This is a genomic window from Glutamicibacter arilaitensis Re117, assembly GCF_000197735.1.
In the GTDB taxonomy this organism is placed as follows: Bacteria; Actinomycetota; Actinomycetes; order Actinomycetales; family Micrococcaceae; genus Glutamicibacter; species Glutamicibacter arilaitensis.
The window spans coordinates 2,613,442-2,639,354 of sequence record NC_014550.1 but is presented as its reverse complement, the minus strand read 5'-3'; the positions used below and the strand labels follow the sequence as shown (position 1 = coordinate 2,639,354).

31 protein-coding genes and 1 pseudogene are annotated in these 25,913 nt (G+C 57.3%); 27 read left to right on the top strand and 5 right to left on the bottom strand.

The features are described 5' to 3' along the window. Positions 1 to 26: 26 nt before the first annotated feature. The 15 genes and pseudogenes from rpsH to rplQ all read left to right on the top strand — a co-directional run. Positions 27 to 425: a 30S ribosomal protein S8 gene (rpsH, locus tag AARI_RS12645; protein WP_013349671.1), complete on the top strand. Its 399-nt coding sequence runs from the start codon at positions 27 to 29 to the stop codon at positions 423 to 425. A 20-nt stretch (positions 426 to 445) separates the two neighbouring features. Beyond that, a complete protein-coding gene (rplF, locus tag AARI_RS12640) occupies positions 446 to 982 on the top strand; it encodes a 50S ribosomal protein L6 (protein ID WP_013349670.1) in 537 nt (178 codons plus the stop codon). Between the two features lie 2 nt (positions 983 to 984). Next, positions 985 to 1,356, top strand: a complete 372-nt coding sequence (gene rplR / locus AARI_RS12635; RefSeq protein WP_013349669.1) for a 50S ribosomal protein L18 — start codon at positions 985 to 987, stop codon at positions 1,354 to 1,356. Between the two features lie 29 nt (positions 1,357 to 1,385). Next, positions 1,386 to 2,063, top strand: coding sequence for a 30S ribosomal protein S5 (gene rpsE / locus AARI_RS12630; protein WP_173362795.1), 678 nt, complete (start codon positions 1,386 to 1,388; stop codon positions 2,061 to 2,063). A 3-nt stretch (positions 2,064 to 2,066) separates the two neighbouring features. Continuing rightward, entirely contained in the window at positions 2,067 to 2,273 is a 207-nt protein-coding gene (rpmD, locus tag AARI_RS12625) for a 50S ribosomal protein L30 (RefSeq protein ID WP_013349667.1), read from the top strand. A gap of 2 nt (positions 2,274 to 2,275) precedes the next feature. Further along, positions 2,276 to 2,728: a 50S ribosomal protein L15 gene (gene rplO / locus AARI_RS12620; RefSeq protein ID WP_013349666.1), complete on the top strand. Its 453-nt coding sequence runs from the start codon at positions 2,276 to 2,278 to the stop codon at positions 2,726 to 2,728. Between the two features lie 256 nt (positions 2,729 to 2,984). Next, positions 2,985 to 4,289 carry a preprotein translocase subunit SecY gene (secY, locus tag AARI_RS12615; protein ID WP_013349665.1) on the top strand — a complete coding sequence of 435 codons (1,305 nt, stop codon included), beginning with the start codon at positions 2,985 to 2,987 and terminating at the stop codon, positions 4,287 to 4,289. Beyond that, positions 4,286 to 4,858, top strand: a complete 573-nt coding sequence (locus tag AARI_RS12610; RefSeq protein ID WP_013349664.1) for an adenylate kinase — start codon at positions 4,286 to 4,288, stop codon at positions 4,856 to 4,858. The genes secY and AARI_RS12610 overlap by 4 nt, the downstream gene beginning before the upstream one ends. A gap of 146 nt (positions 4,859 to 5,004) precedes the next feature. Then, entirely contained in the window at positions 5,005 to 5,838 is an 834-nt protein-coding gene (map, locus tag AARI_RS12605) for a type I methionyl aminopeptidase (protein ID WP_013349663.1), read from the top strand. 229 nt (positions 5,839 to 6,067) lie between these two features. After that, positions 6,068 to 6,289 carry a translation initiation factor IF-1 gene (gene infA, locus AARI_RS12600; protein ID WP_013349662.1) on the top strand — a complete coding sequence of 74 codons (222 nt, stop codon included), beginning with the start codon at positions 6,068 to 6,070 and terminating at the stop codon, positions 6,287 to 6,289. 127 nt (positions 6,290 to 6,416) lie between these two features. After that, a complete protein-coding gene (gene rpmJ, locus AARI_RS12595; protein WP_013349661.1) occupies positions 6,417 to 6,530 on the top strand; it encodes a 50S ribosomal protein L36 in 114 nt (37 codons plus the stop codon). 148 nt (positions 6,531 to 6,678) lie between these two features. Further along, the gene (gene rpsM, locus AARI_RS12590) at positions 6,679 to 7,053 is read left to right on the top strand and encodes a 30S ribosomal protein S13 (protein ID WP_013349660.1); all 375 of its coding nucleotides are present in this window, start codon (positions 6,679 to 6,681) and stop codon (positions 7,051 to 7,053) included. 43 nt (positions 7,054 to 7,096) lie between these two features. Next, on the top strand, positions 7,097 to 7,498 hold the full coding sequence (gene rpsK, locus AARI_RS12585; RefSeq protein ID WP_013349659.1) for a 30S ribosomal protein S11: 402 nt from the start codon (positions 7,097 to 7,099) through the stop codon (positions 7,496 to 7,498). Between the two features lie 170 nt (positions 7,499 to 7,668). Then, positions 7,669 to 8,670: a DNA-directed RNA polymerase subunit alpha gene (locus AARI_RS12580; protein WP_013349658.1), complete on the top strand. Its 1,002-nt coding sequence runs from the start codon at positions 7,669 to 7,671 to the stop codon at positions 8,668 to 8,670. An 83-nt stretch (positions 8,671 to 8,753) separates the two neighbouring features. Continuing rightward, positions 8,754 to 9,194: pseudogene (gene rplQ / locus AARI_RS12575) on the top strand (50S ribosomal protein L17); the annotation flags it as partial. A 131-nt stretch (positions 9,195 to 9,325) separates the two neighbouring features. On the opposite strand, the gene AARI_RS12570 reads toward rplQ, so the two are convergent. Beyond that, a complete protein-coding gene (locus AARI_RS12570) occupies positions 9,326 to 9,766 on the bottom strand; it encodes a hypothetical protein (RefSeq protein ID WP_013349655.1) in 441 nt (146 codons plus the stop codon). 307 nt (positions 9,767 to 10,073) lie between these two features. Beyond that, positions 10,074 to 10,514: a hypothetical protein gene (locus AARI_RS12565; protein WP_013349654.1), complete on the bottom strand. Its 441-nt coding sequence runs from the start codon at positions 10,512 to 10,514 to the stop codon at positions 10,074 to 10,076. 254 nt (positions 10,515 to 10,768) lie between these two features. Between AARI_RS12565 and truA the strand changes: the two genes are divergently transcribed. From truA to AARI_RS12540, 5 genes are all read left to right on the top strand, one after another. After that, positions 10,769 to 11,704: a tRNA pseudouridine(38-40) synthase TruA gene (gene truA / locus AARI_RS12560; RefSeq protein WP_013349653.1), complete on the top strand. Its 936-nt coding sequence runs from the start codon at positions 10,769 to 10,771 to the stop codon at positions 11,702 to 11,704. A gap of 325 nt (positions 11,705 to 12,029) precedes the next feature. Next, positions 12,030 to 12,473, top strand: coding sequence for a 50S ribosomal protein L13 (rplM, locus tag AARI_RS12555; protein WP_013349652.1), 444 nt, complete (start codon positions 12,030 to 12,032; stop codon positions 12,471 to 12,473). A gap of 38 nt (positions 12,474 to 12,511) precedes the next feature. Then, complete coding sequence (gene rpsI, locus AARI_RS12550) at positions 12,512 to 13,012, top strand: 30S ribosomal protein S9 (RefSeq protein ID WP_013349651.1); 501 nt, start codon at positions 12,512 to 12,514, stop codon at positions 13,010 to 13,012. A 170-nt stretch (positions 13,013 to 13,182) separates the two neighbouring features. Beyond that, positions 13,183 to 14,529, top strand: a complete 1,347-nt coding sequence (glmM, locus tag AARI_RS12545; RefSeq protein WP_013349650.1) for a phosphoglucosamine mutase — start codon at positions 13,183 to 13,185, stop codon at positions 14,527 to 14,529. 149 nt (positions 14,530 to 14,678) lie between these two features. Further along, the gene (locus AARI_RS12540) at positions 14,679 to 16,049 is read left to right on the top strand and encodes a UDP-glucose dehydrogenase family protein (RefSeq protein ID WP_013349649.1); all 1,371 of its coding nucleotides are present in this window, start codon (positions 14,679 to 14,681) and stop codon (positions 16,047 to 16,049) included. 77 nt (positions 16,050 to 16,126) lie between these two features. On the opposite strand, the gene AARI_RS12535 is transcribed toward AARI_RS12540, so the two are convergent. The 3 genes from AARI_RS12535 to glmS form a co-directional block, all read right to left on the bottom strand. Then, the gene (locus tag AARI_RS12535) at positions 16,127 to 17,653 is read right to left on the bottom strand and encodes an NAD(P)H-hydrate dehydratase (RefSeq protein WP_013349648.1); all 1,527 of its coding nucleotides are present in this window, start codon (positions 17,651 to 17,653) and stop codon (positions 16,127 to 16,129) included. 83 nt (positions 17,654 to 17,736) lie between these two features. Beyond that, complete coding sequence (locus AARI_RS12530) at positions 17,737 to 18,087, bottom strand: holo-ACP synthase (protein WP_013349647.1); 351 nt, start codon at positions 18,085 to 18,087, stop codon at positions 17,737 to 17,739. An 88-nt stretch (positions 18,088 to 18,175) separates the two neighbouring features. Beyond that, positions 18,176 to 20,047, bottom strand: a complete 1,872-nt coding sequence (gene glmS, locus AARI_RS12525; RefSeq protein WP_013349646.1) for a glutamine--fructose-6-phosphate transaminase (isomerizing) — start codon at positions 20,045 to 20,047, stop codon at positions 18,176 to 18,178. Between the two features lie 167 nt (positions 20,048 to 20,214). Here glmS and coaA point away from each other — a divergent pair, with 167 nt between their 5' ends. The 7 genes from coaA (at position 20,215) to tsaD (ending at position 25,833) form a co-directional block, all read left to right on the top strand. After that, positions 20,215 to 21,174: a type I pantothenate kinase gene (gene coaA / locus AARI_RS12520; RefSeq protein ID WP_013349645.1), complete on the top strand. Its 960-nt coding sequence runs from the start codon at positions 20,215 to 20,217 to the stop codon at positions 21,172 to 21,174. Positions 21,175 to 21,283: 109 nt separating this feature from the next. Beyond that, on the top strand, positions 21,284 to 21,682 hold the full coding sequence (mscL, locus tag AARI_RS12515) for a large conductance mechanosensitive channel protein MscL (protein WP_041648926.1): 399 nt from the start codon (positions 21,284 to 21,286) through the stop codon (positions 21,680 to 21,682). A gap of 146 nt (positions 21,683 to 21,828) precedes the next feature. After that, a complete protein-coding gene (gene alr, locus AARI_RS12510) occupies positions 21,829 to 23,028 on the top strand; it encodes an alanine racemase (protein WP_013349643.1) in 1,200 nt (399 codons plus the stop codon). Further along, positions 23,021 to 23,599, top strand: coding sequence for a tRNA (adenosine(37)-N6)-threonylcarbamoyltransferase complex ATPase subunit type 1 TsaE (gene tsaE / locus AARI_RS12505; RefSeq protein WP_013349642.1), 579 nt, complete (start codon positions 23,021 to 23,023; stop codon positions 23,597 to 23,599). Before alr ends, tsaE begins: the two co-directional genes overlap by 8 nt. Further along, complete coding sequence (tsaB, locus tag AARI_RS12500) at positions 23,592 to 24,269, top strand: tRNA (adenosine(37)-N6)-threonylcarbamoyltransferase complex dimerization subunit type 1 TsaB (protein ID WP_013349641.1); 678 nt, start codon at positions 23,592 to 23,594, stop codon at positions 24,267 to 24,269. Before tsaE ends, tsaB begins: the two co-directional genes overlap by 8 nt. Further along, positions 24,266 to 24,757, top strand: a complete 492-nt coding sequence (gene rimI, locus AARI_RS12495; protein ID WP_013349640.1) for a ribosomal protein S18-alanine N-acetyltransferase — start codon at positions 24,266 to 24,268, stop codon at positions 24,755 to 24,757. Before tsaB ends, rimI begins: the two co-directional genes overlap by 4 nt. Continuing rightward, positions 24,754 to 25,833, top strand: a complete 1,080-nt coding sequence (gene tsaD, locus AARI_RS12490; RefSeq protein WP_013349639.1) for a tRNA (adenosine(37)-N6)-threonylcarbamoyltransferase complex transferase subunit TsaD — start codon at positions 24,754 to 24,756, stop codon at positions 25,831 to 25,833. The genes rimI and tsaD overlap by 4 nt, the downstream gene beginning before the upstream one ends. The last annotated feature ends 80 nt before the right edge of the window (positions 25,834 to 25,913 follow it).

Genomic DNA, 25,913 nt, shown 5'->3' with positions numbered 1-25,913 from the left:
CGTAACGAGGAAGGGCTGAAGCCCACATGTCTATGACAGATCCAGTCGCAGATATGCTGACTCGTCTGCGTAACGCTAACTCGGCATACCACGACACTGTGTCGATGCCGTCGAGCAAGCTTAAAGTACGCATTGCTAACATCCTGAAGGAACAGGGCTACATTGCCTCGTTCGAGGAAGTTGCAGCTGAAGTCGGCAAGACTCTGACTATCACTTTGAAGTACGGCCCATCGCGCGAGCGTTCGATCGCTGGCGTACGCCGTATCTCCAAGCCAGGTCTTCGCGTATACGCAAAGTCCACCAACTTGCCTCACGTGCTCGGTGGTCTTGGTATCGCTATCCTGTCCACCTCCTCCGGTCTGCTTACTGACCGTCAGGCTGCAAAGAAGGGCGTGGGTGGGGAAGTCCTCGCCTACGTCTGGTAACGGGAAAGGGGAAACATACAATGTCACGTATTGGACGTCTTCCGATTTCCGTACCTGCCAACGTTGAGTTGAATGTCGACGGCCAACTGGTCGCCGCCAAGGGTCCTAAGGGTGAACTTTCGGTCACCGTCAAGGCTCCTATCACCGTTGCCAAGGACGAGAACACTGTTACCGTCAGCCGCCCGAACGACTCCCGCGAGGCTCGTTCGCTGCACGGTCTGACCCGCACCCTGATCAACAACATGATCATCGGTGTGACCGAGGGTTACGAGAAGAAGCTCGAAATCCACGGTACCGGTTACCGCGTACAGGCTAAGGGTGCCGAGCTGGAGCTTGCTCTGGGCTACTCGCACCCAGTGAAGGTTGCTGCCGTTGACGGCATCACCTTCTCGGTCGAGGGCAACAACAAGATCACCGTTGCTGGTATCGATAAGCAGCACGTCGGTGAAGTTGCCGCTAACATCCGCAAGCTGCGCAAGACCGAGCCTTACAAGGGCAAGGGCATTCGCTACGCTGGCGAGATCATCCGCCGCAAGGTCGGAAAGGCTGGTAAGTAATCATGGCTATCGGAATCAAGGGCAAGAGCAAGTCCGCTCAGCGCGGTCGTCGTCATCAGCGTTTGCGCAAGCACATCGTTGGTACCTCCGTTCGTCCACGCCTGGTTGTCAACCGCTCGGCTCGTCACATCTTCGTACAGATCGTAGACGACTCGCAGGGTATCACCCTGGCCAGCGCTTCGACCATGGAAGCAGATCTTCGCGCAAGCGATGCCGACAAGACCGCAAAGTCCAAGCAGATTGGCCAGCTCGTTGCAGAGCGCGCCAAGGCTGCTGGCATCGAAGCAGTTGTCTTCGACCGCGGCGGCAACAAGTACCACGGTCGCGTGGCTGCTGTTGCTGAGGGCGCACGTGAAGGTGGGCTGGCACTGTGAGCGAAGCAACTAACAAGAAGGAAACTCAGGTGTCTGAAGCTACTGAAGCAGTCGAGACTGCATCGGCTCCCGCTACCGAGAACGCAGGATCCCGTCGCGGCGAAGGCCGCGGTCGTGGTGAAGGCCGTGGACGTGGCGAAGGCCGCGGTCGTGGTCGTGACCAGAAGGATAGCCGCAACGAAGACAAGGACAAGTTCCTTGAGCGCGTTGTAGCAATCAACCGCGTCTCCAAGGTCGTCAAGGGTGGTCGTCGCTTCAGCTTCACCGCACTTGTCGTTGTTGGTGACGGCAACGGTATGGTCGGCGTTGGCTACGGTAAGGCCAAGGAAGTTCCTGCTGCTATCGCCAAGGGCGTTGAAGAGGCTAAGAAGTCCTTCTTCCGCGTTCCACGCGTAGGCACCACCATTCCACACCTGGTCAAGGGTGAGGCCGCCGCTGGCGTTGTCTTGCTCCGTCCAGCAGCTCCTGGTACCGGTGTTATCGCCGGCGGTCCAGTGCGCGCCGTGTTGGAGTGCGCAGGCATCCACGACATCCTGTCGAAGTCGATGGGTTCGCAGAACCAGATCAACATCGTTCAGGGCACCATTGCTGCACTGAAGGCTCTGGAAGAGCCTGCAGCTGTTGCAGCTCGCCGCGGTCTTCCGCTGGACGAGGTTGCTCCAGCAGCAATGCTGCGTCACATCCAGTCCCAGAAGGCAGGTGCTTAATCAATGGCTAAGAACATTGTTCCAAGCGATGCCAAGCTGGCAATCACCCAGGTCAAGTCCATCATTGGTGGTAGCCAGGTTCAGCGCGACGTAGTTCGCTCGCTGGGTCTGAAGCGCATCGGTCACACCGTTGTGCGCACCGCCGATCCTGTGACTGTTGGCATGGTCAACAAGGTCCCACACCTGCTGAAGGTTGAGGAGGCGAAGTAGAGATGGCTGAAGAAAAAGCACTTAAGATTCACCACCTGCGCCCAGCTGAGGGTGCGAAGACTGCGAAGACTCGTGTCGGTCGCGGTGAAGCATCCAAGGGTAAGACTGCAGGTCGCGGTACCAAGGGTACCAAGGCTCGTTACCAGGTGAAGGCAGGCTTCGCAGGTGGTCAGCTTCCGCTGCACATGCGTCTGCCAAAGCTGCGCGGCTTCAAGAACCCATTCCGCGTCGAGTTCCAGGTTGTAAACCTGGACAAGATCTCGGAATTGTTCCCAGAGGGTGGCGAAGTCACCGTCGAGGCACTGGTTGCCAAGGGCGCCGTTCGCAAGAACCAGCCTGTCAAGGTCCTGGGTACCGGCGATATCACGGTTAAGGTTGACGTGAAGGTTGATGCCTTCTCGACTTCCGCTTCCGAGAAGATCGCTGCTGCTGGCGGCTCGGCAAACACCCTCTAATACGGGGTATAGCCTTTGAATGGTCCCGGTTCGCGTTGAGCAATCAACGCGAACCGGGGCTTTTCTTTTCTAACAGCGAAACATTCTAAGATTTCTTATAAATGCTTGGATGGTTAGTAGGTTTAGTTTCAATTCTGCAAATATTTGTGCTTATTTCGTGTGGCGCATTTGGCAGGATTGGCTCACAGACCGCTAGAATCGTTAGGTCTGGGAAGATTCTCTTCCTCAGGTTCAAGCACATACTTCAGGAGGACGCTTGTTCAGCGCCATAGCCCGAGTTTTTCGGACGCCTGATCTGCGCAACAAGTTGCTGTTCACGCTTGGGATCATTGCGATCTATCGTGTCGGTGTATTCATTCCCGCTCCGGGCATTGATTACAGCAACGTTCAGCAGTGTCTGGCAATGGGTGAAACCACCGGTGGACTTTATTCGTTCGTAAACCTGTTCAGTGGCGGCGCCCTGCTGCAGGTCTCAGTTTTCGCAATGGGAATCATGCCGTACATTACTGCGGCAATTATCGTCCAGTTGCTGCGCGTGGTGATCCCGCACTTCGAGACCTTGCACAAGGAAGGCCAGGCCGGCCAGGCCAAGCTGACGCAGTACACGCGTTATCTGACCATCGCGCTGGCGCTGCTGCAGGGAACCACCTTGGTGACTCTCGCGCGTACTGGCAGCCTGTTCCCAAGCTGTACTCTTTCGCTGGTCCCGGATGACTCGCTGATCGTGATCATGCTGATGATCATCACCTTGACTGCAGGCACGGGCCTGATCATGTGGATGGGTGAGCTGATCACCGAGCGCGGTATCGGCAACGGCATGTCCATCCTGATCTTCATCTCGATTGCTTCGGGCTTCCCATCCTCGATGGGTGCGATTTTCCAGGCTCAGGGTGTCATGACCTTCATCGGCGTGCTGCTGGTGGGCTTGCTGATTGTGGCCTTGGTGGTCTTCGTTGAGCAGTCCCAGCGTCGTGTGCCGGTGCAGTATGCCAAGCGCACCGTTGGCCGTCGTACCGTTGGCGGTACTTCCACCTACATTCCGTTGAAGCTGAATATGGCGAATGTGATCCCAGTGATCTTCGCCAGTTCCATTTTGGCGCTGCCGCAGATGATTGTGCAGTTCAACCAGAATGATGATGGCACATTGCCTCAGTGGGCGATGTGGCTCCAGGAGCACTCGGCGACCTCCTCGCCGTGGTACATGCTGGTTTACACGCTGCTGATCATCGGCTTCACCTACTTCTATGTTGCGATTACCTTCAATCCTGAAGAGGTCGCGGACAACATGAAGAAGTACGGTGGCTTCATTCCTGGTATTCGCGCTGGTCGTCCGACCGCTGACTACCTGCAGTACGTGATTTCCCGTATTACTTTCCCGGGCGCCTTGTACTTGGCGTTCGTGGCGTTGATTCCACTGATTGCTTTCGTGTTGTTCAACGCTGATCAAAGCTTCCCATTTGGCGGTACATCGATCTTGATTATGGTTGGTGTGGGTTTGGAAACCGTCAAGCAAATCAATGCTCAAATGCAGCAACGGAACTATGAAGGGCTTCTGCGATGAGTCGACTGCTAATTATTGGACCACCCGGTGCCGGCAAAGGCACCCAGGCCGTAAAGATCTCCGAGCGCTTGGACATTGTTGCCATCTCGACCGGTGATATCTTCCGTGCCAACGTCAAGGGCGGCACCCCGCTGGGTATCGAAGCCAGCAAGTACATTGACAATGGAGACTTTGTACCTGACTCGGTCACCAACAACATGGTCGAAGACCGGTTGAACCAGGACGACGTCGCAACCGGCTTCCTGCTCGACGGCTACCCACGCACCAGCGCACAGGTTGACGCACTGGATGCCATGCTGGCCAACAAGGGCATCGCCCTGGACGCTGTGCTGCAGCTGACCGCCGATGACGACGAGCTGGTAGCTCGCCTCCTGAAGCGTGCAGAGATCGAAGGCCGCGCAGATGACACCGAAGAGGTCATCCGCCACCGCCTGAGCCTGTACAACGAAGAGACCCGCGTCGTCGTAGAGCGCTACGAGGAACGTGGCATCGTGCGCAAGGTCAACGGCCTGGGCGCAATCGATGAAGTCACCGAACGTGTTCTTGCAGCGTTGAACCTCAACGCCTAAGCACCGAGTTCTACATCGCGCAGGGACCGTGCGGCAACAATGGATGTTGCAGCCCGGTCCCTGCGCACTTTTTACATTGATGGACCTTGCGCCGGTGGGCAACTGCGGCAGGCAAGGACATCACACTTTGAGGCAGGGGAATCACATTGGCTTTAGGACAGCCGAAAATCGAGTACAAGTCCAACTCCGAGATCCTGAAGATGCGCCGGGCCGGATTGGTGCTGGCTGAAGCTCTGGATGAGGCAGTGGCCATGGCTCGTCCGGGTGTGCGAACCGAAGAGCTCAACCAGGCCTTCGGCAAGGTGCTCGAACGCCACAACGCCACCAGCAACTTCCTTGGTTACCACGGTTTCCCGGCGAACATCTGCGCCTCGGTGAACCACGAAGTAGTCCACGGCTTCCCATCGGACTACGTGCTCAAGGACGGGGACGTGCTGAAGATCGATGGCGGTGCCATCATCGACGGATGGCACTCGGACTCGGCACGCACCGTACTGGTGGGGGAGAACATCGATCCCGCCGACCAGCGCCTGAGCGATATCACCGAGCAGGCAATGTGGGCCGGCATCGCCGCCCTGGCTAATGCCCGCTTCATCGGCCAGATCGGCCAGGCCGTCGATGAATTCGTGACCAGCCAGCCAGGTGCTGAACTGGGAATCCTCGAAGACTATTGCGGCCACGGCATCGGCTCGCAGATGCACATGGCCCCGGATGTGCTGAACTACAACTCCGGCCACCGCGGTCCGCGAGTGAAGCCGGGCATGTGCCTGGCAATCGAGCCAATGCTGGTTCGTGGCGGTATCGAGACCTCCGTGCTGGAAGACGACTGGACCGTAGTCACCAATGACAAGTCCAACGCTTCGCAGTGGGAGCACACCGTTGCAGTGCACATGGGCGGTATCTGGGTATTGACTGCCCATGATGGGGGAGCGGCCGGACTAGCGCCTTTCGGCGTCACTCCATCCCCAATCCAGGGCTAGGAGCCAATTGGAAATCCTTAGATCCAGCAGGCCACCAAGCGGTGGCGTGCTGGATCTAACATTTTAAATGTCAATGAACGATTGGCGATGTGCGGACTAATGCCGTATCGTTGTTTGTTGGTTCCTGATTTAATTGCGCCTAAAACTCCTAAGTTTTCGGTACAGGGATCATGGACCAGAACCAATTACTTGTTGGTGAAATTACCAACAAAAAAAGTTAGCGGGGAAAATGGGCAAGAAGGAAGGCGTCATCCAGGTAGAGGGCACCGTTTCAGAGGCACTGCCGAACGCGATGTTCCGCGTGGAGCTGCCGAATGGACACGTAGTGCTCGCCACTATCTCGGGTAAGATGCGTCAGCACTACATTCGAATTCTCCCAGAGGACCGAGTGCAGGTTGAAATGAGCCCATACGATCTCAACCGAGGTCGTATCGTTTACCGCTACAAGTAAATCTGCAGTCTCAAAGACTTTCCCAGCGGGCAAAGCACGGTTTAGTGCGATGGCCGCTGGATGAATGTTCTTGGACAAAGCTCTTTTACTGCTCCACATTTAACTGCAACCGCAAAAGGACAAAGCCTTGAAGGTTAACCCTAGCGTGAAGCCGATCTGCGACAAGTGCAAGGTGATCCGTCGTAACGGCGTGGTCATGGTGATCTGCGAAAATCCACGCCACAAGCAGCGTCAGGGCTAATTCCGTTTTTACGGGATTCCCACGCGTAGTCAATTAGGCAGTATCAGTCAGGACGCAAGTCCTGGTTCACCCCCGGATTCGGAGGCCGGGGCCGTGAGAAATCACGGAAGATGCTGCTCCAGACCTCCGTTCGTTGAAAGGTAGCCACTTGGCTCGTTTAGCAGGCGTGGACATTCCACGCGAGAAGCGCGTAATCATCGCGCTGACTTACATCTACGGCGTGGGCAAGACCCGTGCAGAAGAGACCATCGCTGCGACCGGCATCAGCCCGGACATCCGCGTGAAGGATCTCACCGACGAACAGCTCGTGCAGCTGCGCGACTTCGTCGAAGGCACCTACAAGGTTGAAGGTGACCTGCGCCGCGAGGTTCAGGCTGACATTCGCCGCAAGGTAGAGATCGGATCCTACGAAGGTATTCGTCACCGTAAGGGCCTTCCGGTCCGCGGTCAGCGCACCAAGACCAACGCACGTACCCGCAAGGGCCCGAAGCGTACCGTCGCCGGTAAGAAGAAGACTCGCTAAATCTTAGCGATCTAGTTCAAATACTTTTTTCGTAGGAGAAGAAATGCCCCCAAAGACTCGTGGAGCGGTACGTAAGCCGCGTCGCAAGGACAAAAAGAATATCGCGCTTGGACAGGCGCATATCAAGAGCACCTTCAACAACACCATCGTATCGATCACCGATCCGACTGGCGCTGTTATCTCGTGGGCTTCGGCCGGCGAGGTAGGCATGAAGGGTTCGCGCAAGTCGACCCCATACGCTGCCCAGATGGCTGCTGAGTCCGCTGCAAAGCGCGCTCAGGAGCACGGCATGCGCAAGGTTGACGTTTTCGTCAAGGGCCCAGGCTCGGGACGCGAAACCGCGATCCGTTCGCTGCAGGCTGCTGGCCTTGAGGTTGGATCCATCTCGGATGTTTCCCCAAGCGCACACAACGGTTGCCGCCCATCGAAGCGTCGCCGCGTCTAATTGATTCGCTAGGCTTAGCCTGAGAAGTCACCGAAGCATTCCCTTACGGGTGCTCCGGTGACTATCTTGGACTTATTAGCCTGCAAAAAGACGAACGGCCACCTCAGGCTACCGTCGTTTCCACCCCCGTGAGGCGTCATATAGCGGACGCTCGCTGAAAGGAAATGTAAGTGCTCATTACGCAGCGCCCAACCCTGACCGAAGAAGTAGTTGCTGAAAACCGCTCCCGGTTCGTAATCGAACCACTGGAGCCAGGCTTTGGCTACACCCTTGGTAACTCGCTCCGCCGTACCCTGCTCTCTTCGATTCCTGGTGCCTCTGTCACCAGCATTCGAATTGACGGTGTGCTGCACGAGTTCACCACCGTAGCCGGTGTCAAGGAAGACGTCACCGAACTGGTCTTGAACATCAAGAACCTGTCGGTCTCTTCCGAGCACGACGAGCCAGTCGTTGCCTACCTGCGCAAGCAGGGCCCAGGCATCGTTACTGCAGCGGACATCACCCCTCCAGCAGGTGTGGAGTTCCATAACCCTGATCTGCACATCGCCACCCTCAACGCCAATGGCAAGTTCGACATGGAACTGACCATTGAGCGCGGCCGTGGCTACGTGTCTGCCGCTCAGAACAAGAGCGCTGATGGCGAGATCGGTCGAATCCCAGTTGATTCGATCTACTCCCCAGTGCTGAAGGTGACCTTCCGCGTGGAAGCAACCCGTGTTGAGCAGCGCACCGACTTCGATCGCTTGATCGTTGACGTGGAGACCAAGGAATCGATCACCCCGCGCGATGCAGTTGCATCCGCAGGTACCACCCTGGTTGAGCTGTTCGGTTTGTTCCGCGAACTGAACACTCAGGCTGAAGGTATCGAAATCGGTCCATCGCCAACCGATGCAGCCATGGCTGCTGACATGGCACTGCCGATCGAGGATCTGGAACTTACCGTTCGTTCGTACAACTGCTTGAAGCGTGAGGGCATCCACTCCGTGGGTGAACTCGTTACCCGCTCCGAAGCTGACTTGATGGACATCCGCAACTTCGGTGCGAAGTCCATTGACGAAGTCAAGGCCAAGCTGGTTGAACTGGGTCTGGCCCTGAAGGATTCCCCTCCGGGCTTCGATCTGGCCGCTCGTAGCGCCATCGACGATGGCGACGAATACGACGAAGGTCTGTAAAGACCCGCGTCTAGCGACACACTACTTCATCCGACTGAACGAAAGATTCGTTCAGTACGGGTTATTCATCTAGGAGAACCACCATGCCTACCCCTACCAAGGGTCCGCGTCTCGGCGGCAGTGCAGCACATGAGCGATTGATTTTCGCTAACATGTCGGCACAGCTCTTCGAGAACAAGAAGATCACCACCACCCTGACCCGTGCCAAGCGTCTGCGTCCACACGCAGAGCGCTTGATCACCTTCGCAAAGCGCGGAGACCTGGCATCGCGTCGCCGCGTCCAGGCCGTCATCGCTTCGCGTTCGCGCACCAACAAGTCGATCGTTCACGAACTGTTCGAGAACATCGCACCAGCAATGGCAAACCGCGAGGGTGGCTACACCCGCATCACCAAGATCGGTAACCGCAAGGGCGACAACGCTCCTATGGCTGTTATCGAGCTCGTGATGGAGCCAGTTTCGCCAAAGCAGGCCGTCGTCAAGGAAGCCACCCAGGCTACCGAGAAGGCCGCTGAGACCGAAGAGGCCTAAGCCCCTTCGAGCTGAAGCTCATCACCTTTCGAGGTGAAAAAGATTCCCGTTGGATCCGCAAGGAACCAACGGGAATCTTTTGCTTTAACCAGTTGCTGCCACGAGGGCAGCATCCGGCTATCGGACTAGTTGAAACTGTCCATGTTGGGGCAGGCTTCGTCCAGATAGGCGTTAGCTTCTGAGGCTTCATCGGTATCCAGAGCGGCGAGTTGCTCGTTGATCTCGGCGGAATTCTCACCGTTGCCCTGAACCATGAGCTTGGAGACTTCTCGATTCTGTACGGAAGCGGCGCTCAAGGCATCAACAAGCTTCTTGTCCTTGGTCTTGGATTCCGCGTCAATGAGAATCGCATTGAATTCGTCAATGATCTTGGCGTAATCCTTGGTGTCTCCGGCGATGAGCTGTTCACTGAGATCTTCGGCCTTTTGCAGCAAGTTCTGCTCGGCTACTTGGTCGTTGATGAATGAACAGGTTTCTTCGGTATCCAGCTTTCCCGAGGAACAACCGGTGATAACCGTGGCGGCCAGCGTCAGCACTGCGACGCTGGCCGCAACTTTCCTGAGCATGAAATTCCTTGAGTCGAGATGATCGAGTGACAGTGAGCATTGATGGCCTTGTCAACATTGTTTTAAGCCTACACAAGGGAAATGAGCAAATTGGTTCGACGAAGGGTGGTCATGCCGGACAACAAATTCTGTTGACGCGATGAGAAGCAGCAGGCGGTGCTGCCGGCCTGATGCACTTTGTGCCGACGGTAAAGCGGTATCCTGCGGAGGCGAGCATTTGGAGCTAGTGCAAAGAAACGGCTCCACACGAATTGAAACAAATTCGTGCGGAGCCGCTTACCCTTCAAATGGCCAGTCAGCAGTGCCGCTACTGGCCCAATTCCGCCAGGCCTGGGCATGCGGTATTCACGTAGCCCATTTTCTCTGAGTCCTCTGTGGTGTTAGTGTCTTGGCTCTTCGCGATCTTCTCCATCAGAGTTAGGTCGTCGTCGGTCAGGGACTCAATCATTTGGTTGTTCTGGTCAATAGAGACTTGAAGCCCGTCAGCCAACTTCTTGTCGTCGGTCTTGTCTGCGGCTTCTTGCAATAATGCAGTGACCTCCTCCATCGCCGACTTGAAGCTCGCATCGTCGCCCTCGAGCAGGGCTCGCACGGAGCTGTCGGTTTTCTCAGCGAGGCTCAACTCCGTGGCCTTGTCGACTAACAATGCGCAAGTCTCCTCAGTGGAGAGTTTTCCCGACGAGCATCCGGAAAGGGTTGAGAGTCCAAGTGCGATTACTGCCGCTGTTACGCTAATTTTCTTGAGCATGTGTTCCTCATAGAGCGATGATGGGGGCCGACGGATGTGTTTGGTGTTGGCAACTGATCTTTACTCTACATGTGGGAGTTATCTGGATTGCAAGAATTACGTGACTCTTGTCGCGGGGAAAACGCAATTTAGTCTCCATGTGCTGTCTAACTCGGATCTTCCGATGAAAAGCGCGAGAACGCTGTGCCTTGCGGAGCCAAGAGGAACTGAATCCAATTGGCTCCCACCATGGGCCACCACGCATAATTGAACCCATGAGCACTGACCCTGAATCCATCGATCCTCTAGGCACCATCGCTTTGGGGGCCACGCAAACACCAGCATGGATCCGCATGCGCATGGTGCTCGGATATGACGGTGCCGCATACAGCGGGTGGGCGCGACAGCCCAACGTCTTGGGCGTGCAGCAGCTGGTTGAAGAAGCCTTGGAAATGCTGATCCGGCGACAGGTACGCGTCGTAGTTGCCGGCCGCACCGATGCCGGAGTGCACGCACGCCGCCAGGTAGTGCACTTCGACCTGACCGAGGAAGAATACACAAGCCTGCCGCGCAAGGCGCCACTGGCTCCGGGTCCTGCGCTGGTACGCCGCATCAACGGGATTCTGGGACGCCAGGATGGCGCGGTATGGGTCCATGAAGCAGAACGTGCTCCTGAAGGCTTTGATGCCCGCTTCTCGGCGCTGGCTCGCCGGTATTCCTACCGGATTGCCGATGGCCAGCAGCGCTGGGATCCACTGACCCGCCAGTTGACCACGTGGCACCGCGAGGAGCTGGATGTCGAGGCGATGAACCGCGAAGCGCGGAGCGTGCTGGGACGGCATGACTTCTTGACCTACTGCAAGCCTCGGCCCCATGCCACCACTATCCGCACCCTGCAGGAATTCACCTTCACTCGTGGAGCGGACGGATTAGTCCTAGCGCACTTGAAGGCGGATGCCTTCTGCCACAATATGGTCCGCGCCCTGATTGGCGCAGCGATGATGGTGGGTGATGGCCGGGAGCAGCCAGGATTCCTCGCCGAGCGCCTTGAGTTGATGGTGCGCGATTCGAAGACAAAGCTTTCGCACCCGCGTGCACTGGTTCTCGAAGAGGTCTACTATCCGGAAGCTGCAGAGCTGGCCGCACGGGCGCTGCAGACCCGGGCCCGTCGAACCGAGGCCGAGGTAGATGAAGCTGCCGCGGGGAGCTGATCACCCCATGATCCCCGGGATCTTAAGGGTGTTGTTGCTCACGAGGCACATGCTTTTTTGGCCGGAAACACTTTAATCCGCTAAACTCTTATGAGTTGTGTATGTCCACGTTCGACACTACACGCCCAAGCGTGACGGCTTAGTTGCATAGTCGCTGGTCTGCTGGGTGTGCGAACAATATATGGACGGCCGGATATCTTCAGTCCTCACCTGACGTACTGGTCTAAACACAAGAACAACACGACAGTGCTCGTCACTGGGGGATCTCACCGCCTTCAGCCAAGCGACTGTTTGACCAGAAACGAATCAACGTAAGGCAATTACTGTGCGTACGTACACCCCAAAGCCGGCTGACCAGACTCGTCAGTGGTATGTCATTGACGCCACCGACGTAGTACTCGGCCGTCTCGCCGTCCAGGCCGCAACCCTGCTGCGCGGCAAGCACAAGCCGACCTTTGCAGCCCACATGGACATGGGCGACCATGTCATCATCATCAACGCTGACAAGGTTGCACTGACCGGTAACAAGCTTGAGAACAAGCGCGCTTACCGCCACTCCGGTTTCCCAGGTGGCCTGAAGAGCATCAACTACGCAGACCTGCTGGAAAAGAACCCAGTTCTGGCTGTAGAGAAGGCTATCAAGGGCATGCTGCCTAAGAACAAGCTTTCGGATGCCCAGCTGTCGAAGCTGAAGGTCTACCGCGGCGCAGAGCACCCACACGCTGCTCAGTCGCCAAAGGCACTGGAAATCACCCAGGTCGCTCAGTAGTCCTGGCCCCGAGAAGAAATACTTAATAGGAGATTATCGTGGCTCAGAACACTGAAGAAACCACTGAATTCGAGGGTGAGACCCCTTCGACCTACACTACCGAGACCGTAGCTTCGACTGCTGCTGTTGACACCGAGCGCGCTCCACTGACCGTGCCAGGTGCAGCTGTTGGCCGCCGCAAGCAGGCTATTGCTCGCGTTCGCCTGGTTCCAGGCTCCGGCAAGTGGACCGTTAACGGTCGCACCCTGGAGAACTTCTTCCCTAACAAGCTGCACCAGCAGGACGTCAACGAGCCTTTCAAGATCCTTGGTCTTGAGGGTGCTTACGACGTTATCGCTCGTATCAACGGTGGCGGCATTTCCGGCCAGGCCGGTGCACTTCGTTTGGGTATCGCCCGTTCGCTGAACGAGATCGATCGCGATGCAAACCGCGCAGCCCTGAAGAAGGCTGGCTACTTGACTCGTGACGCACGCGTCATCGAGCGTAAGAAGGCTGGTCTGAAGAAGGCACGTAAGGCTTCGCAGTTCTCGAAGCGCTAAACCTTACTTCAAGGTCTTTCCAAAGGTCCTGTCATCCTGCAAAGGGTGGTGGGGCCTTTGGCCTTTTAATGCTGAAGGTAATGAAATCCCATTAATCTTTTCTCATTTCACTGTGATTGTCGGGACTTTAAGCCCTTTTAATCAATGCAGAGGGCATATGATTGTATGCGATGGCAAGGTTATTTGGGACCGATGGGGTCCGAGGAAAAGCAAACGAACTGTTAACTCCCGAGCTCGCGCTGGAACTGGCGCAGGCAGCATCGGTGGTGCTGGGCTTGAGCCAACCAGAGGACGGCTACAAGCCGGTCGCTGTGGTTGCCAAGGACCCGCGCATCAGTGGTGACTTCCTGTCCGCCGCAATTGAGGCTGGCCTCGCCGCCTCCGGCGTTGATGTCATGGATGCCGGCACCCTGCCGACACCTGCGGCAGCATTCTTGGTGGGGGACCTGAACGCCGATTTCGGTGTCATGATCTCCGCTTCGCACAACGCGGCTCCGGATAACGGTATTAAGTTCTTGGCCCGCGGCGGCAAGAAGCTGGACGATGCGCTGGAAGACGCCATCGAAGCCTGCTTGAAGATGCCAAAGCCACGCCCAACCGCAGGAGAGGTAGGCCGAGTATCGCGTTTCGCTGACGCTGAAGACCGCTACATCATGCACCTGCTGCAGGCACTGCCAAACCGCCTTGAAGGGCTGAAGGTAGTCCTGGACTGCGCCCACGGCGCAGCCTCGGGTTGCTCCCCAGAAGTCTTCAAGGCCGCCGGCGCAGAAACCATCGTAATTGGTGCCGAGCCAGATGGCATCAACATCAATGACGGCTACGGCTCCACCCACCTGGAGAAGCTGCAGGCCGCTGTGCTGGAGCACGGTGCAGACCTGGGCATCGCCCACGACGGCGACGCCGATCGCTGCTTGGCCGTAGACCATGAAGGTACCGTCGTTGACGGCGACCAGATCATGGCAGTCATGGCACTGGATATGAAGGACCGCGGAGAACTCAAGGACAACACCTTGGTAGCTACCGTGATGAGCAACCTCGGACTGACCCTGGCCATGGAAGCTGCTGGCATCACCGTCAAGCAGACCGGCGTGGGCGACCGCTACGTGCTAGAAGGCATGCGCGAAGGCGATTACTCGTTGGGCGGCGAACAGTCCGGCCACGTGATCTTCTCCAAGCACGCCACCACCGGCGACGGCGTGTTGACCGGCCTGATGATTGCAGCCCGCGTGAAGGCAACCGGCAAGTCCCTGAAGGAACTTGCCTCGGTGCTCACCGTGCTGCCGCAGGTACTGATCAACGTGCGTGGCGTGGACAAGGCAGGTGTTCCAGAATGCGAGCCGCTGCAGGAGGCCATTGCCGCCGCAGAAGCAAGCTTGGGCACCACCGGCCGTGTACTGCTGCGCCCATCGGGCACCGAACCAGTTGTCCGCGTCATGGTCGAGGCAGCTACCCACGAGCAAGCCCAGGCTGAAGCTGAGACCCTGGCCGAATCGGTCAAGGAACACCTGGCCCTCTAAGGTTCAGTAGCTTCCCAGCAACCAATACGTAAATATCAAGAAAACTCACACCCCCGCAGGGCGTTCCACGAGGAAGCGCGCTGCGGGGGTGTGGCATGCTAATTATTAGAAACTGATATCGGTTCGCGTTCTCGGAGAGAAGGACTTTCGTGACTTTACGCATTAGCGTGATCGGCACCGGCTACCTCGGTGCAACCCATGCCGCCTGCATGGCCGAAATGGGCTATGAAGTCATTGGACTGGACATAGACAAGACCAAGCTGGACGCACTGGCCGCTGGCATCCTGCCCTTCCACGAACCAGGCCTGCCCGAACTGCTGCGCAAGCACGTAGCTTCCGGACGCTTGCGCTTCACCGACAGCTACGCGGAAGTCGCTGCCGGAGCTGATATCCACTTCATCACCGTAGGCACCCCGCAGCGCGCCGACTCCCAGTCTGCAGACATGTCTTATGTCGACGGTGCCGTGGACTCGTTGCTGGAACACATCAACGGCGACGCGTTGATTGTCGGCAAGTCCACCGTCCCAGTAGGCACCGCACGCCGGTTGAGCGAAAAAATTGCCCAGGGTGCCAAGGCTGGAAGCAGCATTGCACTGGCTTGGAATCCCGAATTCCTGCGTGAAGGCTTCGCAGTCCAAGACACCTTGCGCCCGGACCGGTTGGTATACGGCCTGGATAATGGGCGCGGCCTGGAATTGCTGCGCGAAGTGTATGCACCCGTCCTTGCCCTGGACACCCCAGAAGTCGTCACCGACCTGGAGACCTCAGAGCTGGTCAAAGTCGCAGCCAATGCCTTCCTTGCCACCAAGATTTCCTTTATCAACGCCTTTGCTGAAGTTACCGAGACCGTGGGCGGCGATATCAAGGTACTCGCCGACGCCATTGGCTACGACAAGCGCATTGGACGCCGGTTCTTGAACGCAGGAGTGGGCTTTGGTGGCGGCTGCCTGCCCAAGGACATCCGAGCTCTGCAGGCACGCGTCAGCGAGCTTGGCCTGAGCCAGACCATGGGGTTCCTAGCTGAAGTAGACCAGATCAACCTGCGCCGCCGTGACCGCGTAGTCTCGCTGGCCTCGCACATGCTGGGCAATGAACTGGCCGACAAGCAGGTATCGGTGTTGGGCGTGACCTTCAAGCCCAACAGCGATGACGTGCGGGACTCACCAGCATTGGACATTGCCGTACGCCTGTACAACGAAGGCGCTGAAGTCTCGGTCTATGACCCGGAAGGCAACGCCAACGCAGCTGGACGCTTCCCGCGCTTGAACTACGTGGATTCCTATACGGAAGCAGCCAAGAACGCGGACCTGGTCCTGGTGCTCACCGAGTGGGATGAATTCCGCGAATTGCAGCCAGCTGATCTTGCCAGCGTCGTGTCCCAGAGGAAGCTTATTGACGGACGCAATGTCCTTGACCGTCCAGAATGGCGGGAGCAGGGCTGGAGCATTACTGGTCCGGGAGAGTACTTCGAACTGGGCAATATGGCTCCGGCAACGACCGCGATCCCCGTGCAGTCCTAAGTGCTGAAAGCACGAAAAACGGGCGGTGTCCTTCTCGAAAGAAGAACACCGCCCGTTTCGCTTGTATAAAGCGAAAACTAGAAGCCGAACTGCTTCATTACCTTCGGCAGATTCTCGATCAAGCGCGAAGCGTTCACAGTTCCGTCAGCAGCGGTCACTCGGCCCAGATGGCCGTGGATGTAAGCCGCGCAAGCGGTCAGTTCCATCATCCGGCGGTTAGGTACGGTTCGCAGGCCCTCAGTGCCCGTCAGGGAGCTATCTGAGAGCATGTAGCCAAGGATGCCAGTCAGGACATCTCCACTGCCTGCAGTGGCCAGCTCAGGAGCTGAATGGCTCACCATCAAGCTGTCGCCATTAGGTGCAACGATGTAGCTGGTTGGACCCTTGAGTAGCACCACTGCGTTGTAGGCCAACGCAGCCCAACGGGTCCAGCGAATTGGATCCTGGGCAATCTCATCCGGGGTGATCTTCACGCCAGCGCGGCTCAGGAGCATGCGTAGTTCCTTGGCATGAGGTGTCAGCACACGAGGCTGCTCGCTGGGACCGGCAGGAACAACTTCCAAACCGGATGCGTCAATCACTGCCGGCTGCGGGCTGGCAAAGACATCAGCGATAGCACCAGTTGGGGGAGTGCGCCCATCGAGGCCCGGACCAATAGCCCATGCCTTGATCTTGGCACCCTTGCCGTGGATCTGTCGGCGCGAAGAAGACAATGCTTCCTTGATCTGATCATCATCCAAGGGAACAGATTCCGGTACGGACAGAGCCATCATCGACTGGATGGACTCCGGAACGTGAGTGCGCAGCAAACCGGCACCACAGGCTACGGCAGCCTTGGCAGTCAGTTGCGCGGCTCCCGGATACAGATCAGAACCAGCAATCAGGCCCAAGACCCCGCGCTGGTACTTATGCCGACCGGCGTCCCTCCAAGAGCGGTGCTGGTTCAGCAGCTCGCGGGTAGCGGTCTCTTCCACCAGCTGCGTTCCAGCCTCAACGGAAGAAAAATCGAATTCCAAATCTGCCACGGTAATATCCCCGGTGACCAGCGGACCATCAATGGCCAGCAGTCCGGACTTCAATGCACCGAAAGTGAGCGTGCGTTCGGCAAGGAGGACACCGTCCTCGGCCACGCCGGTATCCGGATTCAAACCTGATGGAACATCGCAGGCAAGCACTCGTGCGTTCGCAGGAAGTACGGGCAGGGCAGAGCCGGGACGGTATCCAAGGCCATAAATGGCGTCAATGATCAGTGATGCTTTAGCTAGTTCGCATTCGCCATCGGAGAGATCCAGCATGGTGCCGCCAGCTGCTTGATAGGCGGCAGCTGCTTCAGCGTGGACCTGTTCGTGGAACTGCAGTGCCAGCGTGGAAATCTTTTGCAGTTGGAGTTCTGCCAGTGCGTACAGCCCATCGCCACCGTTGTTGCCCGGGCCAATAAGTGCCACCACGAAAGCCGGTTCGGCGCTGGTATTCTCGGCCAGCATTCCAAGCGCTGTTGAAGCCAAATGGGAGGCGGCCTGCTTCATTAAGCTGGTTTCGCCCCGTTTGGAGTTCTCCTGGGCTTCAACCGCACGAATTTGCGCAACACTGTAGACAGGAATCATAAGTCAAACAATACTCAAGGCTTCTGTGTGATGCCTTATTTAATGAGATACGTGTCGTTATTCTTTCAACGTGGTCGCAGAGCTTAGCGCTCGGCAACCACCATCGCGATAGCCATGTCGCCATCATGGGACATGGTCAGGTGCCATGAAGTGATCCCTCGCAGGTTGCTTGCCTCGGCGACAGACCCGGTGTTGTGAATCTGCGGATCACCGGCTTCATCCTTGCGGACGGTGCAGTGCTGCCAATTCATGCCCGAAGGAGCGCCCAGTGCCTTGGCAATGGCTTCCTTGGCTGCGAAACGGGCCGCCAGGGAACGCAGGGGCAGGTCGCGTTCTTCTTCGGTGAAGAGCCGCTCACGCAAACGTGGAGTCTTTTCGAGCTGACGTCCAAAACGTGGCACATCAACTATGTCCACTCCGATACCTGCAATCATGCCTCCTAGTTTATCCAGCGCAGGCAGGGCAAAAAAATTGCGGGCACTCCCCAAAAGGGAATACCCGCAATTTCTAGAGCTTGGTGGATTACTCCACGGTCACCGACTTGGCCAGGTTACGTGGCTGGTCAACGTCGAATCCCTTGGCGGAAGCCAGTTCGCAAGCGAAGATCTGCAGTGGCACGGTGGCCAGCAGAGGCATCAGCAGGGTTGGGGTTTCTGGTACGTAGAAGACCCACTCGGAGAAGTCCTTGACGGCGCTGTCGCCATCTTCGGCAATAACCAGGGTCTTGGCGCCACGGGCGCGCACTTCCTGGATGTTGGAGACAACCTTGGAGTGCAGCGAGTCTCGACCACGTGGGGAAGGAACTACCACGAACACTGGCTGGCCATCGTCAATCAGCGCAATAGGGCCGTGCTTCAGCTCGCCAGCGGCGAAGCCTTCAGCATGGATGTAGGCGATTTCCTTGAGCTTCAAGGCGCCTTCCATAGCTACCGGGTAGCCAACGTGGCGGCCCAGGAACAGCACGGAATTGGCATCTGACATATTGCGTGCCAGATCCTTGATCTCTTCGGCGCGGTCCAGGATGTCCTGGATCTTGGAAGGGATCTTGCCCAGGTCAGCAAGGATGTCCTTGATCTGGCCCTGGAACAGGTTGCCGCGCAACTGTGCCAGGTACAGGCCCAGCAGGTAGGTGGCGGTGATCTGTGCCAAGAATGCCTTGGTGGACGCCACTGCGATTTCTGGACCGGCGTGGGTGTACAGCACCGCATCGGATTCGCGCGGGATGGTCGACCCGTTGGTATTGCAGATCGACATGGTCTTGGCGCCCTGCTCCTTGGCATAACGCACAGCCATCAGGGTGTCCATGGTCTCGCCGGACTGGGAGATCGAAACGATCAGGGTCTTCTCGTCCACGATTGGCTCGCGGTAGCGGAACTCGTGGGAGAGCTCAACCTCAACCGGGATGCGGCACCAGGATTCGATAGCGTACTTGGCAACGGAGCCGGCGTAGGCCGAGGTACCGCAGGCAAGAACAACAATCTTGGAAATTTCTGCAAGTTCTTCTGGAGCAATACGCAGCTCGTCCAGGGTCAGACGGCCATCAGCGTCTGAACGGCCCAGCAGGGTGTCAGCAACAGCTGCTGGCTGGTCGAAGATTTCCTTCTCCATGAAGGATGGGAAGCCGCCCTTTTCAGCGCTGGCTGCGTCCCAGTCAACGGTGAATTCCTTGCCTTCGGCAGGGTTGCCGTCGAAGTCGGTGATGGAGTGGCTATCCGGGGTGATGGTAACGATCTGGTCCTGACCCAGCTCTACGGCACGACGGGTGAAGTCGATGAAGCCCGAGACATCCGAACCCAGGAAGTTTTCGCCCTCGCCCAGACCCAGAACCAGAGGGGAGTTGCGGCGTGCCGCAACTACAACACCTGGGTGGTCCTGGTGAACGGCCAAGAGGGTGAAAGCACCTTCGAGCTGCTGGACTGCAAGCTGCATGGCGTAGGTCAGGTTGCCTTCGGCCTCGGTGCTGTAGAGCTTGCCCAGCAATGCTGCGGCAACCTCGGTATCGGTATCAGAGAGGAATTCAACACCCTCGGCTACCAGACCGGCCTTGATGCCGGCGAAGTTTTCAATAATTCCGTTGTGGATCATGGCAAGCTTGCCACCATCAGCCAGGTGTGGGTGAGCGTTAGAGTCGCTCGGTCCACCATGGGTTGCCCAACGGGTATGCCCGATGCCGGTCATCGACTTAGGCAATGGGGACTCGGCAATTTCATTTTCCAGATTGACCAGCTTGCCGGCCTTCTTCCGAGAATGAATGGCACCATCGGCAACAACAGCGACACCAGCCGAGTCGTAACCGCGGTATTCCAACCGACGCAAACCTTCAATTAGAACGTCGAGGGCGCTGTGATCAGCGACCTGGCTCGAGGTTCCTGCATATCCAACAATTCCGCACATGGGAAAAATCCTACCGGTTCAATGCCCATCGATGGGAATAATCGTGGCAGAGAACTCAAAAAAACCTATGTCTTAGATCACGCATTTACCGGTTTTTGCCGAAAATGAATGCACTGTTGATCTTGTTAATTGGGTTGTAGAGCATATTCTTGGCAGAATTTACCCTCGTGGAACCACACGGAACACTAGAAACACCCATTTCGCCCTTTGTTGAACTGGAGCGCGAGACGTGGGCACGGCTGTCCAACAAGATGGAACAACCGCTGAACTACTCTGACATTGAACGGCTGCGTGGCCTGGGAGATCAGCTGAACCTGCAAGAGGTCCGCGATGTCTACCTGCCGCTGAGCCGCCTGCTGTATCTCTACGTCGAAGGCGCCGCAGCGACACATCAGGCAACCACCACTTTTTTGGGTGAGCAGACACGGCGCACCCCATTTGTCATCGGAGTTGCCGGTTCAGTAGCTGTTGGCAAATCCACAACAGCCCGTGTGCTCCAGGAAATGCTGCGCCGCTGGCCGCAGACTCCTGACGTCCAGCTGATCACCACCGACGGCTTCTTGTACCCGAACGCTGAGCTTGAGCGCCGCGGGATCATGCACCGCAAAGGTTTCCCCGAATCCTATGACCGGCGTGCGCTGTTGCGTTTTGTCTCGGCGATCAAATCTGGGGCACCGGAAGTAAGCGCCCCGGTGTACTCGCATTTGACCTACGACATCATTCCGGGGGAGCGCAACGTGGTGCGCTCGCCGCAGGTGCTGATTGTCGAAGGGCTAAATGTCTTGCAGCCGGCACGCACGCGTTCGGATGGAACCGTGGGCCTGGCTTTGAGTGACTTCTTCGATTTCTCTGTATATGTAGATGCACGGAGTTCGGATATTGAAGAGTGGTACATCAAGCGATTCATGCGGCTGCGCTCTGGTGCTTTCTCTGACCCGGTCAGCTACTTCCACCGCTATGCCCAGCTCACTGACGTCGAAGCAAGGGAAACGGCTCACGGTATTTGGAAGCGTATTAATGAGCCGAACTTGAAAGAGAATGTCTTGCCGACGCGTGGGCGCGCGCAGCTGGTGCTGCGCAAATCCGCAGATCATTCGGTACGCCGGATGCTTTTGAGGAAAATCTAGGCGCGATCAATTGTTATTTATGTAAACGGTTCCTGTGAATTTGCCGAACGATTGGAAATCGAAGGCAAAATTATGCCATTCCTGTGATTATCCTGTGTATGCTCGAACCATGCTAAAAGGTTTCCGCGATTTTATTATGAAGGGCAACGTTGTCGATCTGGCCGTTGCTGTCGTCATCGGTGCTGCCTTCGGCGCCGTTATCACTGCCCTTGTTGACAATGTGCTGATGCCATTGATCGCTGCGTTGGTTGGTTCGCCAAACTTCGACAGCTTCTTGGTACTGACCATTGATGGCGTAGACATCAAGTTCGGTGTCTTCCTCACTGCTCTGGTCAACTTCCTGTTGATCGCTGCTGCAGTCTACTTCGCACTGGTACTGCCAATGAACAAGCTCAATGAGCGTCTTGCTGCTCGCCGCGCTGCCGGCCAGGAAGAGCCAGAGGAAGAAGTTGATCCTCAGCTGGAACTGCTGGCTCAGATCCGCGACGAGCTGAAGACTCTGCGCTAAGCACCGACCATCATCCGTCTCCAAGGAGCGGATCAAAGCAACTTAGTTGTCTTGATCCGCTCCTTCCGACTTTAACCAGGCCCATGTGCTGAACTGCGCACCGGGGTAACAAAGCATCTGAAAGCGAAAAGTGCGAAGATGTTTAGGTGAACTCTGAAGCGCTTGAAGAAAGCAACCTGACAAACAGCACCAGCAGTGCACAGGCCACTGGATTTGAACGCCGGGCAGTCATTGACCTGTCGGCCATCCGCAACAACGTCAAGCAGATTTCTGATGTTGTAGCTCCCGCTGCCGTCATGGCCGTCGTCAAAGCTGACGCATACGGCCACGGCGCCATCCAGGTGGCAAAAGCCGCCTTGGAAGGCGGAGCCCGCTGGATCGGATGCGCCCACGTCACCGAAGCCCTGGCCCTGCGCGAAGCTGGCATCGACGCACCTATGCTTGCGTGGCTGCACACTGAAGACACCCCATTCGAAGCCGCCATTGACGCCGGCCTGGATCTGGGAGTCTCTGGCTGGGAACTGGAACGCGTCGCCGCGGCAGCTCGTGCCGTGCAAACTCCGGCCCGCATCCATATCAAGGTCGATACCGGACTGGGACGCAACGGCTCCACCATGGAGGCCCTGCCGGACCTGCTGAACCGTGCGAGCGACTTCCAAGAAGAAGGACTGCTGCGTGCAGTAGGGATCTTCTCCCATCTGGCTGTGGCTGATGAACCTGAGCGCCCGGAGACCGATGAGCAGCTTGCCGTCTTCAACACCGCCATTGAGCTGATTGAAGCAGCCGGCTTCGATCTAGAAGTTCGCCACATCGCCAATACCCCTGGCATTCTTTCCCGACCCGATTCCCATTACGAGATGGTTCGACTTGGACTGGGCCTGTACGGACTGAGCCCATTTGAGGAAGACACCCCGCAAAGCTTTGGCCTGCGCCCAGCGATGACGGTGAAAACCCGCGTGGCCAACGTCAAGAAGGTCCGCCCCGGACAAGGCGTGTCCTACGGACTGAATTACAAGACTGAAGGCGAGACCTACTTGGGGCTGATCCCAATGGGCTATGCCGATGGTTTGCCGCGCATCGCCACCGGTGCCCCGGTGACAGTTAACGGACGCACCTACCCGGTACGCGGACGTATCGCCATGGACCAGTGCGTCATTGATCTTGGTGCGGATATCAATCCGGAAGACTTCCTCGGCGCTGAGGCGATTATCTTCGGCGATGGCGGACAGTCGGTGAACACCTGGGCCTACGCTGCGAACACCATCAACTACGAAGTGGTAACCCGCATTTCTCCACGAGTGCCTCGCTACTACATTGAAGGCAGCTGGGGTGAAGCCGGTGAGTAACCCGGTGCAGGAATTCTCCTGCCAGCTAGATGACCTCACCGTCACCGAAGCGCTGGGCGAAGCCTTGGGTACTCAGCTCAAAGCTGGAGATCTGGTGATCCTCACCGGTGCACTGGGTGCCGGCAAGACCACCCTGACGCAGTCCCTCGGTGTGGGACTGAACGTGCGACAGGGAATTATCTCCCCGACATTCGTCTTGGCTCGCCAGCACCCATCCCTTGGAGATGGGCCCGGACTGATCCACGTCGATGCCTACCGCTTGAACGGCCACGACGACGTTGACACTCTGGACCTCGAATCAACTTTGGCTGAATCAGTCACCGTGGTGGAATGGGGACTGGGCAAGGTGGAACACCTGACGGACTCCCGTCTGGAAATCCAGCTGGACCGCGAAGCCTTGGCCGCACCGAGCGCTAACCCTTGGGAAGAATCCGAGGAAGAACTGGACGAGCCACGGTTGTTTAGCCTGAAGGGGATCGGCCCACGCTGGGACGAGAACACCTTCGCCCACTTGAAAGACACATTGCTGTTGGCAGTTGCTGCGCAGCACACGGAAGAGAAGCATGCCTAACTACCTAGCTATCGACACCTCAGCCAACGCCTCGGTGGCACTGGTTGATAAAACCACCGGTTCAGTTGTCGACCAGCGAATTTCCTCCAAGGGAAATGACCAAACCGAAACCCTCTCGGCATACGTCAAAGAACTCTTGGACGCTCATGGACAGAAAGGCCAAGACCTCGCCGGCATTATTGTCGGCGTAGGCCCAGGCCCATTCACTGGCCTGCGCGTGGGACTGGTTGCCGCACGAACCTTCGGCTTCGTATGGCAAATCCCCGTGTACGGTGTGATGTCCTTGCACGCGCTCGCCGAACAGGCGCTTGACTCAAGTCAGGTTCCGGCTGAATTCGTCGTGGCATCTGATGCACGTCGCAAGGAAGTGTACTGGGCTCGATATGACCAAGACGGCACCATGGTGGATGGCCCGCACGTTTCCGCAGCTTCAGCGCTTCCGGCATTGCCGGTCTACGGCGTTGGTGCCGGGATCTATGCCGAACAACTTGAAGAGGCAGGCTCCCAGCCAATGCCTGAGTCCTTTGAATGGATTGCCAACGCTGGCTATCTTGCCCGCCGTGGCATGAATGAACTGGCAGCGGGCAAGGACCTTTCTGATACTTCGCCACAGTACCTGCGTGAATCCGACGCGCAGGTTCCGGCATTCATGAAGCAGGCCAAGTCATGAGTGAAGCAAATCAGATCACTTTGCGCCGCATGGCCGCAGAAGATCTGCTGGCTGTCCACGAGCTGGAACAGCAGCTGTTTCCAGAAGACGCGTGGCCGCTGGCAGGTTTTGAATCCGAGCTAGCGCAGAGTGATACCCGCACCTACTGGGTCTACGAGGACGCTGGTCGAGTTGTCGGCTATGCCGGCCTCTGCGTGGTCTTGCCGATTGCCGATGTGCAGACCATTGCCATGCACCCGGACTACCAAGGGCGAGGCTTGGGACGCAAGCTTTTGGCATTGCTCATCCAGACCGCAGGCGAAAAGAACGCATTGGATGTGATGCTCGAAGTTCGCTTTGATAACCCCGGTGCCATTGGTCTGTATGAATCCATGGGATTCACTACCATTCACCGTCGCAAGGGCTACTACAAGGGCGGGGTAGACGCACTGATTATGAGACTGCCGCTGGATGTCCAGCAAGGACAAGAGGAAGAACGCAACGCATGAGCAACACAGAACCCGTAGTACTGGGCATCGAGTCTTCCTGCGATGAAACCGGTGTGGGAATCGTGCGCGGCAATAAGCTGCTTGCTAACGCTGTCTCCAGTTCCATGGATGAGCACGTACGCTTTGGCGGAGTGATTCCAGAGATCGCAGCGCGTGCACACCTGGAAGCCTTTGTGCCCACCCTGCAGTCAGCTCTGGACACCGCGGAACTGACTCTTGATGACATTGACGCCATTGCCGTGACCAGCGGTCCAGGCCTGGCCGGTGCTCTGATGGTTGGCGTTTCGGCAGCCAAGGCTCTGGCGTTGGCTACAGGGAAGCCGTTGTACGGGATCAACCACCTGGTAGCCCACGTGGGTGTTGGAGTACTTGAAGGAACGGTGCTGCCACCTACGTTCGGCGCCCTGCTGGTATCGGGAGGCCACACCGAAATCTTGAAGGTCACCTCGCTGACCAACGATGTACAGTTGCTGGGCTCCACCATTGATGATGCAGCTGGCGAAGCCTATGACAAGACTGCGCGACTGCTGGGCCTTGGATACCCAGGCGGACCGGCTATCGACAAGGCAGCCAAGGACGGAGACCGCAAGGCTTTCCGCTTCCCTCGTGGTCTGTCGTTGCCAAAGTTTGTCGGCAGTGCCGAAAATCCAGGCAAGCATCGCAATAACTTCTCCTTCTCGGGGCTGAAGACTGCTGTCGCGCGCTGCGTAGAGCACTTCGAGGCCAACGGAGAAGAAATTCCTGTCGCTGATATTGCTGCGTCATTCCAGGAAGCAGTCGTTGACGTGATCACGTCGAAGGCAGTCCGGGCGATGCAGGAACAGGGACTGAAGACTCTGCTTCTGGGCGGGGGAGTGGCGGCGAATACTCGACTGCGTGAACTTCTGGCGGCCCGATGTGCTTCTGCGGGCATAGCCTTGGTGGTTCCTCCGTTTAGCTTGTGCACGGACAACGGCGGAATGGTTGCAGCTCTCGGCGCGCAGCTGGTTGCTGATGGCGTTTCTCCGTCTGGGCTGGAATTCGCAACCGACTCTTCGCAGCCGGTAACGAACATCGTTTTGAATTCTCGAAGCTAGACACCTGAGCAACCTCAGTTTGGGGCCACCATGTACAGGCGGTGGACCCCAAACTAATTTCTAGGGTTGTCCATCGTATT

Bases quoted from the DNA above. Each gene is read 5' to 3' on its own strand.
- rpsH (WP_013349671.1), top strand. From the start codon at position 27: ATGTCTATGACAGATCCAGTCGCAGATATGCTGACTCGTCTGCGTAAC.
- rplF (WP_013349670.1), top strand. From the start codon at position 446: ATGTCACGTATTGGACGTCTTCCGATTTCCGTACCTGCCAACGTTGAG.
- rplR (WP_013349669.1), top strand. From the start codon at position 985: ATGGCTATCGGAATCAAGGGCAAGAGCAAGTCCGCTCAGCGCGGTCGT.
- rpmD (WP_013349667.1), top strand. From the start codon at position 2,067: ATGGCTAAGAACATTGTTCCAAGCGATGCCAAGCTGGCAATCACCCAG.
- rplO (WP_013349666.1), top strand. From the start codon at position 2,276: ATGGCTGAAGAAAAAGCACTTAAGATTCACCACCTGCGCCCAGCTGAG.
- AARI_RS12610 (WP_013349664.1), top strand. From the start codon at position 4,286: ATGAGTCGACTGCTAATTATTGGACCACCCGGTGCCGGCAAAGGCACC.
- infA (WP_013349662.1), top strand. From the start codon at position 6,068: ATGGGCAAGAAGGAAGGCGTCATCCAGGTAGAGGGCACCGTTTCAGAG.
- rpsK (WP_013349659.1), top strand. From the start codon at position 7,097: ATGCCCCCAAAGACTCGTGGAGCGGTACGTAAGCCGCGTCGCAAGGAC.
- AARI_RS12570 (WP_013349655.1), bottom strand. From the start codon at position 9,766: ATGCTCAGGAAAGTTGCGGCCAGCGTCGCAGTGCTGACGCTGGCCGCC.
- AARI_RS12565 (WP_013349654.1), bottom strand. From the start codon at position 10,514: ATGCTCAAGAAAATTAGCGTAACAGCGGCAGTAATCGCACTTGGACTC.
- truA (WP_013349653.1), top strand. From the start codon at position 10,769: ATGAGCACTGACCCTGAATCCATCGATCCTCTAGGCACCATCGCTTTG.
- glmM (WP_013349650.1), top strand. From the start codon at position 13,183: ATGGCAAGGTTATTTGGGACCGATGGGGTCCGAGGAAAAGCAAACGAA.
- AARI_RS12535 (WP_013349648.1), bottom strand. From the start codon at position 17,653: ATGATTCCTGTCTACAGTGTTGCGCAAATTCGTGCGGTTGAAGCCCAG.
- AARI_RS12530 (WP_013349647.1), bottom strand. From the start codon at position 18,087: ATGATTGCAGGTATCGGAGTGGACATAGTTGATGTGCCACGTTTTGGA.
- glmS (WP_013349646.1), bottom strand. From the start codon at position 20,047: ATGTGCGGAATTGTTGGATATGCAGGAACCTCGAGCCAGGTCGCTGAT.
- mscL (WP_041648926.1), top strand. From the start codon at position 21,284: ATGCTAAAAGGTTTCCGCGATTTTATTATGAAGGGCAACGTTGTCGAT.
- tsaB (WP_013349641.1), top strand. From the start codon at position 23,592: ATGCCTAACTACCTAGCTATCGACACCTCAGCCAACGCCTCGGTGGCA.
- rimI (WP_013349640.1), top strand. From the start codon at position 24,266: ATGAGTGAAGCAAATCAGATCACTTTGCGCCGCATGGCCGCAGAAGAT.
- tsaD (WP_013349639.1), top strand. From the start codon at position 24,754: ATGAGCAACACAGAACCCGTAGTACTGGGCATCGAGTCTTCCTGCGAT.